Origin of the sequence: Deinococcus detaillensis, from assembly GCF_007280555.1 — a bacterium.
Classification (GTDB): domain Bacteria; phylum Deinococcota; class Deinococci; order Deinococcales; family Deinococcaceae; genus Deinococcus; species Deinococcus detaillensis.
Genome location: NZ_VKDB01000003.1, coordinates 101,823 through 116,445, shown reverse-complemented (window position 1 = coordinate 116,445; position 14,623 = coordinate 101,823). Strand labels below are relative to the sequence as shown.

12 protein-coding genes are annotated in these 14,623 nt (G+C 62.5%); 6 read left to right on the top strand and 6 right to left on the bottom strand.

Annotated elements, in window-relative coordinates:
- Positions 1-48: 48 nt before the first annotated feature.
- From rpoB to glmS, 3 genes are all read right to left on the bottom strand, one after another.
- Complete coding sequence (gene rpoB / locus FNU79_RS04575; RefSeq protein WP_124872243.1) at positions 49-3,492, bottom strand: DNA-directed RNA polymerase subunit beta; 3,444 nt, start codon at positions 3,490-3,492, stop codon at positions 49-51.
- A gap of 302 nt (positions 3,493-3,794) precedes the next feature.
- Positions 3,795-4,799: a transaldolase gene (gene tal / locus FNU79_RS04570; protein WP_143719723.1), complete on the bottom strand. Its 1,005-nt coding sequence runs from the start codon at positions 4,797-4,799 to the stop codon at positions 3,795-3,797.
- Positions 4,800-4,923: 124 nt separating this feature from the next.
- On the bottom strand, positions 4,924-6,765 hold the full coding sequence (gene glmS, locus FNU79_RS04565) for a glutamine--fructose-6-phosphate transaminase (isomerizing) (protein ID WP_143719722.1): 1,842 nt from the start codon (positions 6,763-6,765) through the stop codon (positions 4,924-4,926).
- A gap of 509 nt (positions 6,766-7,274) precedes the next feature.
- On the opposite strand from glmS, the gene FNU79_RS19725 reads away from it, so the two are divergent.
- Together FNU79_RS19725 and FNU79_RS04555 are read left to right on the top strand one after the other, a co-directional pair.
- Positions 7,275-7,673, top strand: coding sequence for an FmdB family zinc ribbon protein (locus FNU79_RS19725; RefSeq protein WP_143719721.1), 399 nt, complete (start codon positions 7,275-7,277; stop codon positions 7,671-7,673).
- Positions 7,670-8,767: a S1C family serine protease gene (locus tag FNU79_RS04555; RefSeq protein WP_143719720.1), complete on the top strand. Its 1,098-nt coding sequence runs from the start codon at positions 7,670-7,672 to the stop codon at positions 8,765-8,767. Before FNU79_RS19725 ends, FNU79_RS04555 begins: the two co-directional genes overlap by 4 nt.
- A 17-nt stretch (positions 8,768-8,784) precedes the next feature.
- Here FNU79_RS04555 and FNU79_RS04550 read toward each other — a convergent pair whose 3' ends face one another.
- Positions 8,785-10,377, bottom strand: coding sequence for a GMC family oxidoreductase (locus tag FNU79_RS04550; protein ID WP_143719719.1), 1,593 nt, complete (start codon positions 10,375-10,377; stop codon positions 8,785-8,787).
- A gap of 109 nt (positions 10,378-10,486) precedes the next feature.
- Here FNU79_RS04550 and FNU79_RS04545 point away from each other — a divergent pair, with 109 nt between their 5' ends.
- From FNU79_RS04545 to FNU79_RS04530, 4 genes are read left to right on the top strand one after another with little or no spacing between them, the layout of a single operon-like run.
- On the top strand, positions 10,487-11,506 hold the full coding sequence (locus tag FNU79_RS04545; protein ID WP_143719718.1) for a Gfo/Idh/MocA family protein: 1,020 nt from the start codon (positions 10,487-10,489) through the stop codon (positions 11,504-11,506).
- The gene (locus tag FNU79_RS04540) at positions 11,503-12,348 is read left to right on the top strand and encodes a hypothetical protein (RefSeq protein ID WP_143719717.1); all 846 of its coding nucleotides are present in this window, start codon (positions 11,503-11,505) and stop codon (positions 12,346-12,348) included. Before FNU79_RS04545 ends, FNU79_RS04540 begins: the two co-directional genes overlap by 4 nt.
- Entirely contained in the window at positions 12,345-13,340 is a 996-nt protein-coding gene (locus tag FNU79_RS04535; protein ID WP_143719716.1) for a TIGR01777 family oxidoreductase, read from the top strand. The genes FNU79_RS04540 and FNU79_RS04535 overlap by 4 nt, the downstream gene beginning before the upstream one ends.
- A 9-nt stretch (positions 13,341-13,349) precedes the next feature.
- Positions 13,350-13,679, top strand: coding sequence for a non-heme iron oxygenase ferredoxin subunit (locus FNU79_RS04530; RefSeq protein ID WP_143719715.1), 330 nt, complete (start codon positions 13,350-13,352; stop codon positions 13,677-13,679).
- A gap of 80 nt (positions 13,680-13,759) precedes the next feature.
- Here FNU79_RS04530 and FNU79_RS04525 read toward each other — a convergent pair whose 3' ends face one another.
- Both FNU79_RS04525 and FNU79_RS04520 read right to left on the bottom strand, forming a co-directional pair.
- Positions 13,760-14,035, bottom strand: coding sequence for a hypothetical protein (locus tag FNU79_RS04525; RefSeq protein ID WP_143719714.1), 276 nt, complete (start codon positions 14,033-14,035; stop codon positions 13,760-13,762).
- A 19-nt stretch (positions 14,036-14,054) separates the two neighbouring features.
- Positions 14,055-14,606 carry a hypothetical protein gene (locus FNU79_RS04520; protein WP_143719713.1) on the bottom strand — a complete coding sequence of 184 codons (552 nt, stop codon included), beginning with the start codon at positions 14,604-14,606 and terminating at the stop codon, positions 14,055-14,057.
- Between the last annotated feature and the right edge of the window lie 17 nt (positions 14,607-14,623).

The following is a 14,623-nucleotide window of genomic DNA, read 5'->3' as shown; positions in this document are numbered from 1 at the left end:
TACTTGTGGAGAGGGGCGGGACTCGTAGAGCCGCGCAGCGGAGGGGGTTTACCGCTTGGGCAACATCCCTTCGAAGATGTCCACGTTCTTGTCGTGACGGTCGAGCACTTCCACGTCCAGACCCAGCGAGTGAAGTTCTTTGACCAGCACTTTGAACGATTCGGGGATGGTGCTGCCCGAGACTTCTTCACCCTTAACGATGCTCTGGTAAGCCGCGTCGCGTCCGTCGATGTCATCGGACTTGATGGTCAGCATTTCCTGGAGGGTGTGGGCCGCGCCGTAGGCTTCAAGCGCCCAGACTTCCATTTCGCCGAAGCGTTGGCCGCCGAACTGCGCCTTGCCGCCCAGCGGCTGCTGGGTAATCAGGCTGTAGGGACCAGTGCTGCGGGCGTGCAACTTGTCTTCCACCATGTGATACAGCTTCATCACGTACATGGTGCCGACCACCACGGGGCCGCTGATCGGCTCGCCGCTGCGTCCGTCATACAAGATGCTCTTGCCGGTGCGCGAGAGCTGGCGCTGGGCTTTTTCGTACTCGCCCGCAGGCTGGTCGATCACGCCGAGCTTCCCGGCGCGGTCGAGCACTTCCTGCTCACGCTTGTCGAGGTCGAAACCCTCGTCTTTGCGGGCCTGAAGGCGCTCGGCGGCAGCGACTTCCAGCATTTCCTTGATGGCGATTTCGGTGGCCGAGTCGAACACCGGAGTCACGAATTTCTGACCGGTCAGACGAGCCACTTCGCCGAGGTGGGTCTCCAAAATCTGACCCAAGTTCATGCGCGAAGGCACGCCCAGCGGGTTGAACACCAGATCGACGGGCGTGCCGTCTTCGAGGTACGGCATATCTTCGGGAGCCAGAATCTTGGAGACGACGCCCTTGTTGCCGTGGCGGTTGGCGACCTTATCGCCCACCTGCATCTGACGCTTCTGGGCCACGTAAACGCGAACCACTTCTCTGACGCCGGGCTTGAGGTCTACGCCCTCGTCGGCACGGCGGAAGCGCACGGTCTTGACGACCACGCCGCCCTGACCCGACTGCACCCGCAGCGAGGTGTCTTTGACTTCTCTCGCCTTCTCGCCGAAGATCGAGCGCAGCAAACGCTCTTCGGGGGTGGGCTCGGACTCGCCCTTAAAGCTGGTCTTGCCGACCAGAATATCGCCGGGTTTGACGTCGGCTCCGACGCGCACGATGCCGTCCTCGTCGAGGTCGCGCAGGGCGGCTTCCGAGAGTCCGGGGATGTCGCGGGTGATTTTCTCCGGCCCGAGCTTGGTGTCGCGGGCTTCCACTTCGTCTTTCTCGATGTGAACCGAGGTGTAGAAGTCCTTGCGGGTCAGCCCTTCGGAGATGCAGATGGCGTCTTCGAAGTTAAAACCGTCAAACGGCATGATGGCGATGGTGATGTTCTGGCCCAGTGCCAGGCGGCCCATGTCGGAAGCGGGGCCGTCGGCGATGACCTGACCCGCCGTGACTTCGTCCCCGAACGAGACGGTGGGGTGCTGATCGAGGTTGGTGCCCTGGTTGGAGCGGGTAAAGCGCACCAGCTCAAAGGTGCGGACATTGCCCTTGACGTAATCGATGTTGGGCGCGTCTTCGCTCAGCGTGACCTGAATGTTGCGGGCGTCCACGTAAGTGACGGTGCCGGTCACGTCGCTCACCACGCTCGTTCCCGAGTCGGTGATGACGCGCTCCTCGACGCCGGTGCCCACAGCGGGGCTCTGGGCGCGGATCAACGGCACGGCCTGCGACTGCATGTTCGAACCCATCAGGGCGCGGTTGGCGTCATCGTGCTCAAGGAAGGGGATCAGCGAGGTGTTGATCGAAACGATCTGCTTGGGCGACACGTCCATGTACTGCACGTCGGCGTGCTCGTAGAAGCTGGGATCGCCGCTTTTGCGGCAAAGGACGCGCTCTTCAGCAAAGGTGCCGTCGGCATTCAGGCGGGTGTTGGCCTGCGCTACGGCGTAGCGGTCTTCAATGTCGGCGGTCATGTACTGCACGTCGTCGGTAACACGGCCATTTTCCACGCGGCGGTAAGGCGCTTCGATAAAGCCCAGCGGATTGACCTTGGCGTAGCTGGCCAGCGAGCTGATCAAACCGATGTTCGCGCCTTCCGGCGTTTCAATCGGGCAGATGCGCCCGTAGTGGGTACGGTGAACGTCGCGCACATCGAATCCGGCACGTTCGCGGGTCAGTCCGCCCGGCCCCAGCGCCGAGATGCGGCGCTTGTGGCGCAAGTCGGAGAGCGGGTTGGTTTGATCTTTGAACTGGCTGAGCTGCGAGCGTCCGAAGAACTCGCGCATGGCCGCCACGATGGGGCGGTTGTTGACCAGCTTGGTGGGGGTAGCGGCGTCGGGGTTGCCGAGCAGCATGCGCTCACGCACACCACGCGCCATCCGGCCAAGACCCACGCGGAGCTGATCGGCTAGCAGTTCACCCACGGTACGCACGCGGCGGTTGCCGAGGTGGTCGATGTCGTCGGGGCGAACCGGCACGGTGATCGCCACGCCGTCAGCGTCCGCGCCCACGGTGGACTCGGTTTGGCCGTTGGTCAGCGCCATCAGGTAGCGGATGGTGTCGATCAGGCCCGCGTCGGTGAACTTGCCGTCCACGAAGTTGAGCAGGGTGCTGTCGTCGCGCTTGATGCCCAGCTTGGTGTTCATCTTGAAGCGGCCCGGAGCGCCGAGGTCGTAGCGCTTGGGATCGGCCAAAAGGCCGTAGAGGTACTGGGTGGCCTTATCGCGCTTGGGTGGGTCGCCGGGGCGCAGCACCGTGAACAGGCGGAGCAGGGCTTCGTCTGCGCCCATGCCTGCCGTTTTGTCTTCGGGAAGTTCGATATCCGGCTCAAACTCGCTGAACAGCGCTTTGAGGCTGGCATCGTCGTAGCCGAGAACGCGCAGCAACATCGCCACCGGGAATTTACGCTTGTTGACCTTCATCTCTAAGATGCCGCCCGCGTATTCCAGCTCGATCCAGGGACCGCGCTTGGGCATCGGGATGATGGCCGCCGTGTAGTACTTCTTGAGGCCCTTGTAATTGGTGGTGAAATACACGCCGGGGCTGCGGTGAATCTGCGAAATGACCACGCGGTCTGCACCGTTGATGACGAACGAACCGTCGCCGGTCATCAGTGGGAGGTCACCGAGGAACACCTGATCTTCTTTGATCAAGCCGCTGTCTTTGTGGATGAGTTGCAGCTTGGCGTAAAGAGGCGCTTGGTACGTCAAATCTTTTTCACGGCACTCTTCGGGGGTATACACCGGATCGCCGAGGCGGTACTCTAAGTAATCTAAAACAAGGCCAGTGGAGCGCCCTTTCTCGGTTTCGTCAATCGGAAACACTTCGCGGAACGCGCCCTGCAAGCCCGCATTCAAGCGGTCATTGATTGGACGGCCTTCTTGCAAAAAGGTACTGAATGAATTGACCTGAATTTCGGTCAGGGTGGGCAGTTTAATGACTTCTTGAATCTCGCCGAATCGCTCGATGCGTGGCTTCATGCCAACCTCACGGGTGGCCCTCTGGGTAACAGCAGGGCAAGGAGAAGCGGAAAGGAAAAGGGATCACATCGGCGCTGTGTGGGCCTTCAGGCGGCCCTAAACACGGCGCGGGGAGACAAGGCGCGTGCCTTCTCTCCAGTAAACTAAACCCTTAATTGTGGAGTGCCTCACTCAAAACAGCTCCCCTAAACCAGCCCATCATGACTAGCAGCCAGTCATTCTAACAGGCGGGCGGGCAACCTGTCAAGGGGCCAGCCGCGTACTCATCGGTCAAGTACGCGGCTGGCTGAGCAAGTGGGAACTTACGCTCCGGTCTTGGCCACCGGCTGCTTGCCTGCCGACTCAGCTTGGCCGCCGGTCAGCAGGTCTTTAAGTTTCTGGGTGTCGAGATGGAACATCCGGATGCCCTCGTTGAGCTTCTCGCCCGCCATCGCGTCTTCGGCGAGGCTCCATCGGTAATCGGCTTCGGTGACGGGGGTGTCGCTGCTTTTACCGCCGCTGGGCGTGAGCTGGCGCTCGAGCTTGCAGTGGTCTTCGGCCAGTTCGCCGAGGAGCTGTGGGCTGACGGTCAGGCGGTCACAGCCGGCCAGCGCTTCGACTTGAGCAGCACTTCTGAACGACGCGCCCATGATGATGGTCTCGTAACCGTGCTCTTTGAAATGCTTGTAGATGGCCTTGACCGACTGGATGCCGGGATCCTGATCAATCGGGTAATCCTTGGTTCCAGTCGACTTCTTGTACCAGTCGGTGATGCGCCCCACGAACGGCGAGATCAGGTAAGCTCCGGCTTGGGCGCAGGCGATGGCCTGCTCTAAGCCGAAGATCAGCGTCATGTTGCAGCGGATATCTTCTTTCTTGAGGATCTCGGCAGCCTGAATGCCTTCCCAAGTCGAAGCCAGCTTGATCAGGATGCGCTCGCGGCCTACGCCGTTGTCCTCGTAGAGCCTGATCAGATGGCGGGCGCGGGCCAGAGCGGCGTCCTTGTCGAACGACAATCGGGCGTCCACTTCGGTGGAGACGTAGCCGGGCACGATCTTGGTCAGCTCGGTGCCGATGCTCACGGTCAGTTTGTCGATGACATCATCGGCACTTTCGCCGGACTTGACCCAGCCCTTAGCTTCCTGCATCAGCCCTTGATAACCCTCAAGCTGCGAGGCTTTGAGAATCAGCGAGGGGTTGGTGGTACAATCTTGCGGCTGGTACTTTTTGATGGCCTCGATATCGCCGGTGTCGGCAACGATGACGGTCATGGCTTTGAGTTGCTCAAGCTTGCTGGGCTGATTTTGTGTGGTCTGGTTTTGCGTCATATTGCTCCTGAGTCGCTGGCGTGGGAAGAAGGAAAGGGGCACCGAGCTAGACGCCTTTACCATAGCGCCGAGACCTTGGCGGCACTTCAAAAAAAGAGCCCCCCTGACTTCACACGCCCTTTAATCACTCCACCGTGACACTTTTTGCCAGATTGCGCGGTTTGTCCACGTCCTTGCCCAGCGCCGTGGCGGTGAAATAGCTCAGCAATTGCAGCGCCACTACGTTGACCACCGGGCTGACCATCTCGTGGCTGCGCGGCACATAGATCACGTCGTCGGCGTGCTGGGCATTTTCGATGTCGCCGTCGCTGAGCAGGGCGATGACTTTGCCCGCACGGGCGCGAACTTCCTGCACGTTGCTGATGGTCTTTTCGAGCAGGCGGCTTTCGGTGGCCACCACCACCACCGGCAAGTCACTGTCGATCAGGGCAATCGGGCCGTGCTTCATCTCGCCCGCCGCGTAGCCCTCGGCGTGGATATAACTGATTTCCTTGAGCTTCAGGGCACCTTCAAGGGCGGTGGGCGCGTTGACGCCGCGCCCGAGGAACAGGTAATCACGCGAGTGGGCATATTTTTCGGCCACCCGTTTGATGTTCTCCACCCGCTCGGGCGAGAGGGCTTCTTCGACCAATCTGGGCAACTCGCGGGCAGCGTGGAGCAGTTCTTTGGCCTTGGCATCGTCCAAGGTGCCACGGGCGCGGGCCAGCCAGAGAGCCAGCAGCAGCATGGCGCTGACCATCGCCGTGTAAGCTTTGGTACTGGCCACGCCGATTTCCGGCCCGGCGTGAATGTAGAGGGTGTCGTCGAGTTCGCGGGTCATGCTGCTGCCCTTGGCATTGATGACGCCCAGCGTTTTCGCGCCGTATTTTTTGGCTTCACGCAGCGCTTCGAGCGTATCGATCGTCTCACCCGACTGCGAAATCACGATGGCCAAAGTGTCCTCGCTCACGATGGGGTTGCGGTAACGGTACTCCGAGGCCACGTCCACTTCCACCGGAATGCGGGCGAGCTGCTCGATCAGGTATTCGCCAACGAGGCCAGCGTAGTAAGCGGTACCGCAGGCAATAATGGAGATGCGCTTGAAGCTGCTGGGATCGAGGTTGATGTCCAGATTGACCTCGCCGCTGTCGTCGTGGAGGCGGCCAATCAGGGTGTTGGTCAGAGCGGTGGGCTGCTCGTAGATTTCTTTGAGCATGTAGGTGTCGTACCCGCCCTTCTCGGCGGCCTCGGCGTCCCAGTCGATGTGCTCGATCTGGCGCTGAACCTCGTTTCCAGCCAGATCGGTTACGCGGAAGCCGTCATCGCTCAGCACCACCATGTCGCCGTCGTGGAGGAAGACCATTTGGCGGGTGTAGGCCAGCAAAGCGGGCACGTCCGAGGCCAGAAACATCTCGCCTTCACCGACGCCCATCACCAGCGGGCTGACGGTGCGGGCCGCCACGATCTCGCGGTGATTGGCGTGCGTCACCACGATGCCGTAAGCGCCGCGCACCTCGCCCAGCGCTTGCCTCACCGCTTCGTAGAGATTGCCGCCGACCTGTCCGTACTTCTCTTCGATCAGGTGGGCCAGCACCTCGCTGTCGGTTTCGGACTTGAAGACGTGGCCGCGCTGCATCAAAGCGGCTTTGAGACTCAGGTAATTCTCGATGATGCCGTTGTGGATAATCACGATCTGACCGTCTTCGGTGGCGTGCGGGTGGGCGTTGGTGTCGTTGGGCAGGCCGTGGGTGGCCCAGCGGGTGTGGCCTATGCCGAGCGTGCCCGAAAGCGGAGCCGTCTTCAATTCGCCCGCGAGGTTCGCCAGCTTGCCCGCCTTCTTCATGACCTGCATTCCGCCGCCGTTTTGCTCGCTTTGCTGAATGGCCACGCCCGCCGAGTCGTAACCCCGGTATTCCAATTTGGCGAGGCCCGAAACCAACACGTCTTGCGCTTGCCTTGCTCCAATGTACCCGACGATTCCGCACATAAAGACTCCGGCCCGTCCTGAACACCGTGATCAAGTCACCGTGTCAGCGGGCATTGATTTGATCTGCCATACGCCACCTTGTCTCCGCTTCTCGGCGGGCTTTTCAGTGGACGTTTACCCCGCGTGAGCAGGGCCGGGAGGGTTCGGCGATCAACCCTGAGAGCATCCGCAGAATCGGGCCTCGATCATTTTGATCTCGGGCCTTTTCGATGACTCCCGCCTCGTTCCCCCGCCGCTGCCCGTGTTCGTGGCCATGCTGAGCGGGATCTTGCGCTTCCCTAAAGACGTAAAGAGATAAAGAACTGCCAAACCACTTGGTAGCAGGATCAGTTTAGCACCCCGATGAGGAGTGTTATGAGTAACTTACTCACCTCGGTTCAGTGGCTCATCTCAAACGGTCGACGGCTGAGCAGGCCACTTGCTCCTTTTGCTTTGCCGCGCTCTGCTAGGCTCACGACTGCGCTAGGCTGAGTATTGCTAAGATGTGGCGCTGGAGGCGCGAAAAAGTTATGCCAACGTATGTTTACCGCAATCTGATCACCAACCAGACCTTTGAAGTCAAACAGAGCATGAAAGACGACGCGCTCACGCTGCACCCCGAAACCGGCGAGCCGGTCAAGCGGCTGGTGTCGGCCCCAGCGATTGCCTTCAAGGGCAGTGGCTTTTATGCCAACGATTCGCGCTCATCAGGCAAAACCAGCACGGCGAGCAGCGCCCCGGACAGCGGCAAAGCGGAGAGCAGCAACACCGAGGGCAGCAAGAGCGCAGACTCGGCCAGTTCGTCTGAGAGCGCAGCGGCAAGCTCGCCCAAAACCGAAGCGCCCAAAGCCGCCGACAAGAGCAGCGCGGCCAGCTCAGCCAAAAGCGCGGCAACGGCTTCAAGCAGTTCGGGCGGCTCGGGCCAGTGAACTGGCAGCGGGGGCTGGGCATCGGCGTCTTGCTGGGCGCGGCGCTGGCCTGCGCTTATGTCACCGGCAGCGTCACGGCGCAGCGCCCGCTGGTGACGTCCGACGAGATCAACACCGTAGAAGTGACGCGCAGCGCCCTGCCGGCCACCGTGCAGGTCAATGTGCGGATTCGCGCCGACGCCCTCCAGCAGGGCGACAACCCCAACGAAACCGGCAGCGGGTTTTTTTATAAAGCCAACTTGATCGTCACCAATTACCACGTCATCAAAGATCAGGAAAGCTTGAGCGTGACCTTGAGCGATGGGCGCAGCGTTCCAGCCAAAGTGGTGGGCAGCGATCCGGGAATCGACATCGCCGTGCTGCGGGTATCGGGGGTCAGTGCGCCCAAACTCCTGAGCTTCGGAGACAGCAGCCGCCTCGTTTTGGGGCAAAAGTTCATCGCCATCGGCTCGCCGCTCAAGTACCAAAACTTCATTTCAACCGGAGCGTATTCGAAGTCCAGCTCGGATGTGCCGCGTGACGATCAGCTCGGCGGCGAGGTCGGGGAATACATGCTGACCACCGCCATGATTCAGGGCGGCAATTCCGGCGGCCCTGTGCTGGATTCGCGCGGCGCAGTGGTGGGCGTGGCCGACGCCAACGCCGCGCCCAGTCAGTTGGTGCCGGGCATCATCGGCGTGGTGATTCCGGCCAATATCGTCAAGCAGTCGCTGACCGACTTAGAGACGGTGGGCGTGTCGCAGCGCGGCACTCTGGGCGTGAGTTTACAAAACCTCGGCGACCTCGACCCGGCCCTGCGGCAACTGGCGGGCCTGAGCAGCAGCAACGGCGCACTGGTCAACGAAGTTCCGGCGGGTTCGGCGGGCGCGAGGTCGGGTCTGCGCGGCAGCCTCAAGAACAACGAAGGCCAACTGCTCGCGCCGCTGGGCGACGTGGTCGTGGCGGTGGACGGCGTGCGAATCAAAAATTCTTACGACGTGGTGCGGCGGGTGGCCACCAAGCGCCCCGGCCAGATCGTGACCCTGACCGTCTGGCGCAACAAAAAAGAAGTGCAGGTGCCCGTGACTCTGCTCAAGCGGACGTTGGCACAGTAAATTTGACCCAATAGCACTTAGCTCTCCACCAAAAACGCCGCCGCCCGCGCTCCAATCATCATGGCGGTGGCGTTGGTGTTGGCGTGGGTGATGCGCGGCATGACGCTGGCGTCGGCCACCCACAGCCCCTGTACACCGCGTACGGCCAAGCAGCGGTCAACCACCGCGTCCTCGCCGTCGCCCATCGCCGCCGTGCCGACCGGGTGATAGAGGGTTTCGGCTTCGCGCTGAATGTGAGCGAGCAGCTCGGCGTCGGTCTGGGCCTGTGCGCCGGGCAGACTTTCGCCCACATTGAAATCGGCCAGCGGCGACTCGGCAGCGATCTGGCGGGCCAGCCGCACGCCCGCCAGCAAGCTCTGAGCATCGCGTTCGTCGCTGAGGTAACAGGGATCAATGATCGGCGCAGCGGCAGGATCGGCGCTGTGCAGGGTGACGTGGCCCCGGCTGTGAACGTCCACCAGCACCGGGCCAACCGAGAAGTGATTGCCCTCCACTTTCTGAAAGCCGTGCTCGCGGAAGTAAGCCGGGCCGAAGTGGTACTGCAAGTCGGGTGGGCTGCTGCGCGGCAACCCGGCGCGGGCGTGGGCGAACGCGCCTGCCTCAGCCACGTTGCTGCTCAGCGGGCCGCTGCGCTTCAGCGCCCACTCGGCCAGCGCAGGCAAGTCTTTGGCAGCGTCCAAGCTCGGCGCGTTTGACCTGAAGATGACCGGCACGGCGAGGTGGTCTTGTAAGTTCTGGCCCACTCCCGGCGACTCGACCCTCACTTCAATGCCGTGCTTCTTTAATTCAGCTCCCGGCCCGATGCCCGACAGCATCAGCAGTTGCGGGGTTTGCACCGTACCCGCCGCCAAGATGACGCCGCCGCCGCGCACGTCTTTGACTTGGCTCTCATACCCGAACCGGACGCCGACGACCCGCCTCCCCTCCCACAGCAGCGAGAGCATCCTCGCCCCGGTCAGTACGGTCAGGCGAGGATTGGCCCGCTGAGAAGCGAGGAAGGCTTGATACGCCGACTGCCGCACGCCCCTCAGGTGGTTGGACTCGTAGAGGCCCGCGCCGAGGTGCTGGCCGTCGTTGAAACTCTGGCTCACCGGAATGTCCAGCACCCGCGCCGCCGAGCGGACGAACGCGTGCGAGAGAGCGTGTGAGGCGGCCCGCTCGCCCACGTGGAGGACGCCGCCCTGACTGCGCGTCTCGCTTTCCTCGCCCCGAAACTTCTCCAGCGATTTGTAGAACGGCAGCACGTCGGCCCAGCGCCAGCCATCGCCCCAGCCGGGCGTGTGGTGTCCAGCGGGGCCGCTCCAGCCGTCAAAATCTTGCTGCGAGCCGCGAATATAAATAGTGGCGTTGATGGCGCTGCTGCCGCCCAGCACTTTGCCGCGTGGCCAGTACAAGCGGCGGTTTTGCAGATGAGTTTGCGGAGCGGTGTGAAAGTTCCAATCAAACCGGGTCTTGAATAAGCGCGGGAAGGCGGCGGGAGCGCGGATAAAGGGGTGGTTGTCGTGGCCGCCCGCTTCTAAGAGCAGCACGCTTGCGCCAGCGTCTAGGAGTCGCCGTGCCAGCACACAGCCGCCGGAACCCGCGCCCACGATCACGAAATCAGGTTGCATTTGGGCTGAGTTTAGCGCAGGAAACCCAAGTTCAGTGCCGCAGACGTGAGCGCCTTCTCCAAGCCTTTACCAGCGGGCGGCAAGCCGGGCAGAATGCTTACACTCAGACATGACCCACTTCACCCAAGCCCCCGGCCTACGCTGGGGCCTGTTCGGAGCGGCCCGCATCGCCCGCGCCCTGATTCCGGCTATTCGTGAAAGCGGCGGCACGGTGGAAATCGTCGGCGTGCGCGACCCTGCTTCCGAGCACGCCCGCGACTTTGCTGCCGAGTGGAACATTCCCCGCATCGGGACGTATCAGGAGGTGGTGGAAGCCGAGCTGGACGCGGTTTATAATCCGCTGCCCAACGATCTGCACTGGCCCTGGAGCGCCGCCGCCATGCGGGCAGGCAAGCACGTCCTGACTGAAAAGCCGCTGAGCCTGAACGCCAAAGAAGCCCAGCAGCTCGCGCAAGTTGCCCTGGAAACAGGGCGCGTCTCGCTGGAAGCCTTCGCTTACCGCTTTCAGCCGCACGTAACGCGCATCCGCGAGATCGTCAGGAGCGGCGAACTCGGTGAACTCAGATCGCTTCAGGGCAGTTACGGCTTTTTTATGACCAACCCCAGCGACTTCCGCTGGCTGCCCGATATGGGCGGCGGAGCGCTCTACGACGTGGGCTGCTATCCGGTCAATTTTATGCGCCTGCTGCTGGGCGAGCCGGGCAGCGTGGCGGCGCAGGCCCGCTGGACGGATCAGGGCGTGGATCTGGGCATTTCGGGCGTCATGGACTACCCAGATTTGAATGGAGGTGGGGCGCTGGCAAGTATCAATTGCGCTTTTGATTGGCAGGGCACGCCGCGTTTGGCGCTCTACGGCACGGCAGGCAGCTTGGAGATGGAGCAGCCGTTTGAATCCAGCAACCGCCAACCGCTGATTCTGCGCGTGACGGTGGGAGAACAAACGCGGGAAGAAACCTTTGCGCCCAGCAACGGCTACACCTTGATGGTGAGTCATTTTCAGCGGGCCGCGCGGGGCGAGGAAGCCCTGCTCTATCCGCCCGAAGACGCCGTGAAGCAGGCCCGCGTGCTGGACGCTCTCTTCGCCTCGGCGCGGAGAGGCCAGCGGGTGACGCTGGACGCCGAGCTGTGACCGTCCGCTGCGTGGTGTGGCTGGCCGCGCTCAGCTTGCTGCCGGTGGCCCACGCGGCCGCCAAAGGCACCGCCCCGGTGCTGGTGACCTTTGCGGGTGATGACGCGGCTTCGCTGCTGGGCGTCTGGGACACTCAGCGCTGGCTCTCCCCGCTGCAGGCCGTGCCCAAAGTCAAGGCCGACACGGGTTACCGGGTGCAGGGGCTGGCAGGGCCGAGCGTGGACGCGGTGGGCGGCTCCCCCGTTTCGTATGACGGGCCGTGCTCTGACTTTTTTACCGTGAACCTCGCGCCCAAAAGGATTGCCAAGCAGACTCTGATCGCCACCCGCGCCGACCTCGAAGCACGCCCGCGCTCCGTCACGGTGCTGCCCACGAGCGGCAGCGCGTATCTGAGCGTCATCAAAGCCGAGTTGCAAAAGCGCGGACTGAACACTCCGCAACTCAAGCTGCAACAGGTGATCCGCGCCGATCTGGACGGGGACGGCAAGGACGAAGTCATTCTCGGAGCCAGCTTTTTCAAAGGTTCCAACGCGGCTCGCCCCGTGCCTTCCCCCAACGCGGCGGCGGGGGATTACTCGTTGCTGCTGCTCAGAAGCGTGGTAAGTGGCAAGGTGAAAACCACCGTGCTGCGCGAGGACGCCGTGCTGAAGGCGTCCAGCGATATTGACGCGCCGCGCCTGAATCTCCGTTACAGCCTGGAAGGCGTGGCCGACCTCAACGGCGACGGCACAATGGAGATCATCACTTCCGAGTCTTACTATGAGGGCTTTACCCTCTCGGCTTGGACGTGGACGCCCGCGCAGGGCCTCCGGAAAGTGCTGGAGACGGGGTGCGGCGTATGAGCCAGCCCGACAGAATTCGGTCAGATCCTTCAGCGCCGAGGCTGGTCATCGCCGGTGGGTCAGGCTTTCTGGGCCGGGCGCTGACCCGCTTCTTCGCGGCGCAGGGGTGGGAGGTGGTCATTTTGTCGCGCTCCAAGCCGTCGGCCAACTTACCGGCCCGCTGGGTGCGCTGGGACGGCGTGCGGCAGGGCGAATGGACTGCCGAAATCAGCGGCGCGGCGGCCCTGGTCAATCTGGCCGGGCGCACGGTGAATTGCCGCTACACTGCCCAGAACATGCTCGATATTTATGCTTCCCGAATGGACAGCACGCGGGCACTGGGCCGGGCGGTCAAGCGGGCCGACGCTCCGCCGCCAGTATGGCTCAATTCCAGCACCGGCACCCTTTACCGGGACGCCCGCGACACACCGCAGACCGAGGCGAGCGGCGAGATTGGCGAGGGCTTCAGCGTGGACGTGGGAAAGCGCTGGGAAGCGGCACTGCAAGAAGAAGACTTGCCAACTACTCGGCGGGTGGCCCTTCGAACGGCGATGGTGTACGGCGTGGGCGAGGGCGGCGTGATGCAGACGACCGACTTGGTGGTGCGGCTGGGCGGCGCGGGCGCGATGGCTGGCGGCGGTCAGTACGTTTCGTGGATTCACGAACTGGATTTCTGTCGGGCAGTCGAGTTTCTGATTGAGCGCGACTCGCCTGCGGCGGCTGAGTTAGCCGGGCCGTTCAACATCACTGCGCCGCAGCCGCTGACCAACCGTGAGTTCTTGGCCGCCTACCGCCAAGCTTGGGGCGTGCCGCTGGGCATCCCGTCCACGGCGGCGCTGATCAAACTCGGCGCACGGGTGATGAATTCTGAAGCTGAGTTGCTGCTCAAGAGCCGCTGGACTGTGCCGGAGAGACTCCTGAACGCTGGATTCACTTTCGATTTTCCGAGCTGGCCTGCTGCCATCAGCGACTTAGTGGCGCTTGCCAGGGCGCAGGGACACGCCGCCCGCTAAACTCCCTTCATGAGTGAGACACAAACGCAAACCAGCCGCATCGAAGTCGGCGCGGTGGACGCCCTACCCGAAGGCAGCCAGACCGAAGTGACGCTGGGCAGCCACTCCGTGGTGGTCATCAACTTCGAGAACCAGTACTACGCGCTGCGCAACAATTGCAGCCACCAAAATTACCCGCTGCTCGGCGGCGACGTCGACAATGGCCGGATCACCTGCGAGAAGCACGGCGGGAAATTCGAATTGGCGACTGGCAAAGCCAAAACCTTGCCCGCCCTCAAGCCGGTGCAGATTTACAAAACTGAAGTGGAAGACGGCGTGGTGTACGTTTTGCCGTTGTAAGTCTGTAAGCAAAACCGCCGCCCTTGACGAGAACACTCGGTCTGGGCGGCGGTTTTGCTTGCTTATCTTCTACGAAAGCTCTACGGCACTTCGTCCGTTTTCTTACCCGACACCTGATGCACCGGAGAACCCGCCGCGTCGTCCGGGTTGCGGCTCAGACCCGCTCCACCCGTGCCGCCGATCTCGTCGATGATGGAATCATCCACTCTGGGCGCTCTACTCATGCCACCCACGCCGCTGCTGAGGCCGCCCATCTCTTCGTTGGTGGGCAACTCGCTACCGCTGTAATTCGGCACGCCCGCCGGGTTGTCCATTTGCGGAAAATCACTGCCGTTCATGTCATTGGGATCGGTCATGATTTGTCCTTTTTTAAGCTCAGCGCCGGTCTTTATCGTTGCTTACGGTGTCGTTGAGGTTGGCTTCGAGGTAGCCCTCGCCGGGTGCGCCGGCTGGCACGCCGGCGGCTCCCTCGTTGGGATGGGGCGTGACTTCCTCGCTGGGCGGGGTGTAAGCCGGATTGGGGTCGATGTCGCGGGCCAGAAAGGGGTCGGACTGCATGACCCCGCCGATGCCGCCGCCCGGCATCACCGAGAGGCCAGCGCTGAGATCGCCGGGAATCGCAGCGGCGGGCGGCATACCGCCGAGCGTACTCACTGGCGCGTCCGCGCCCGCATAGGCCGCCTCTTGCGGCGAGTGTTCAAAGGCGTCGGGGTCGCGGGTCACTAGAGCGTTGACACCCTTGAACGTCTGCGCCCCCTGACCAGACTCGTGGTCGTCTTGATTTTGCAAGCCGCCGACGCCTTTGTCCTGTGTTCCCACGCGGTCATCTAAGGGCGCGGTGGTGTAGTGAGACTCGTGATCGTCTTTGGGATCGCCCCGGGTGCTGAGGTCGTTACGCGGATTGGCGGCGTCATGTGGATCGCTCATTAAAACCCTCCTGCTGA

Excerpts from the sequence above, each read along its gene's own strand:
- rpoB (WP_124872243.1), bottom strand. The coding sequence starts at position 3,492 with ATGAAGCCACGCATCGAGCGATTCGGCGAGATTCAAGAAGTCATTAAA.
- tal (WP_143719723.1), bottom strand. The coding sequence starts at position 4,799 with ATGACGCAAAACCAGACCACACAAAATCAGCCCAGCAAGCTTGAGCAA.
- glmS (WP_143719722.1), bottom strand. The coding sequence starts at position 6,765 with ATGTGCGGAATCGTCGGGTACATTGGAGCAAGGCAAGCGCAAGACGTG.
- FNU79_RS19725 (WP_143719721.1), top strand. The coding sequence starts at position 7,275 with ATGCCAACGTATGTTTACCGCAATCTGATCACCAACCAGACCTTTGAA.
- FNU79_RS04550 (WP_143719719.1), bottom strand. The coding sequence starts at position 10,377 with ATGCAACCTGATTTCGTGATCGTGGGCGCGGGTTCCGGCGGCTGTGTG.
- FNU79_RS04545 (WP_143719718.1), top strand. The coding sequence starts at position 10,487 with ATGACCCACTTCACCCAAGCCCCCGGCCTACGCTGGGGCCTGTTCGGA.
- FNU79_RS04535 (WP_143719716.1), top strand. The coding sequence starts at position 12,345 with ATGAGCCAGCCCGACAGAATTCGGTCAGATCCTTCAGCGCCGAGGCTG.
- FNU79_RS04530 (WP_143719715.1), top strand. The coding sequence starts at position 13,350 with ATGAGTGAGACACAAACGCAAACCAGCCGCATCGAAGTCGGCGCGGTG.
- FNU79_RS04525 (WP_143719714.1), bottom strand. The coding sequence starts at position 14,035 with ATGACCGATCCCAATGACATGAACGGCAGTGATTTTCCGCAAATGGAC.
- FNU79_RS04520 (WP_143719713.1), bottom strand. The coding sequence starts at position 14,606 with ATGAGCGATCCACATGACGCCGCCAATCCGCGTAACGACCTCAGCACC.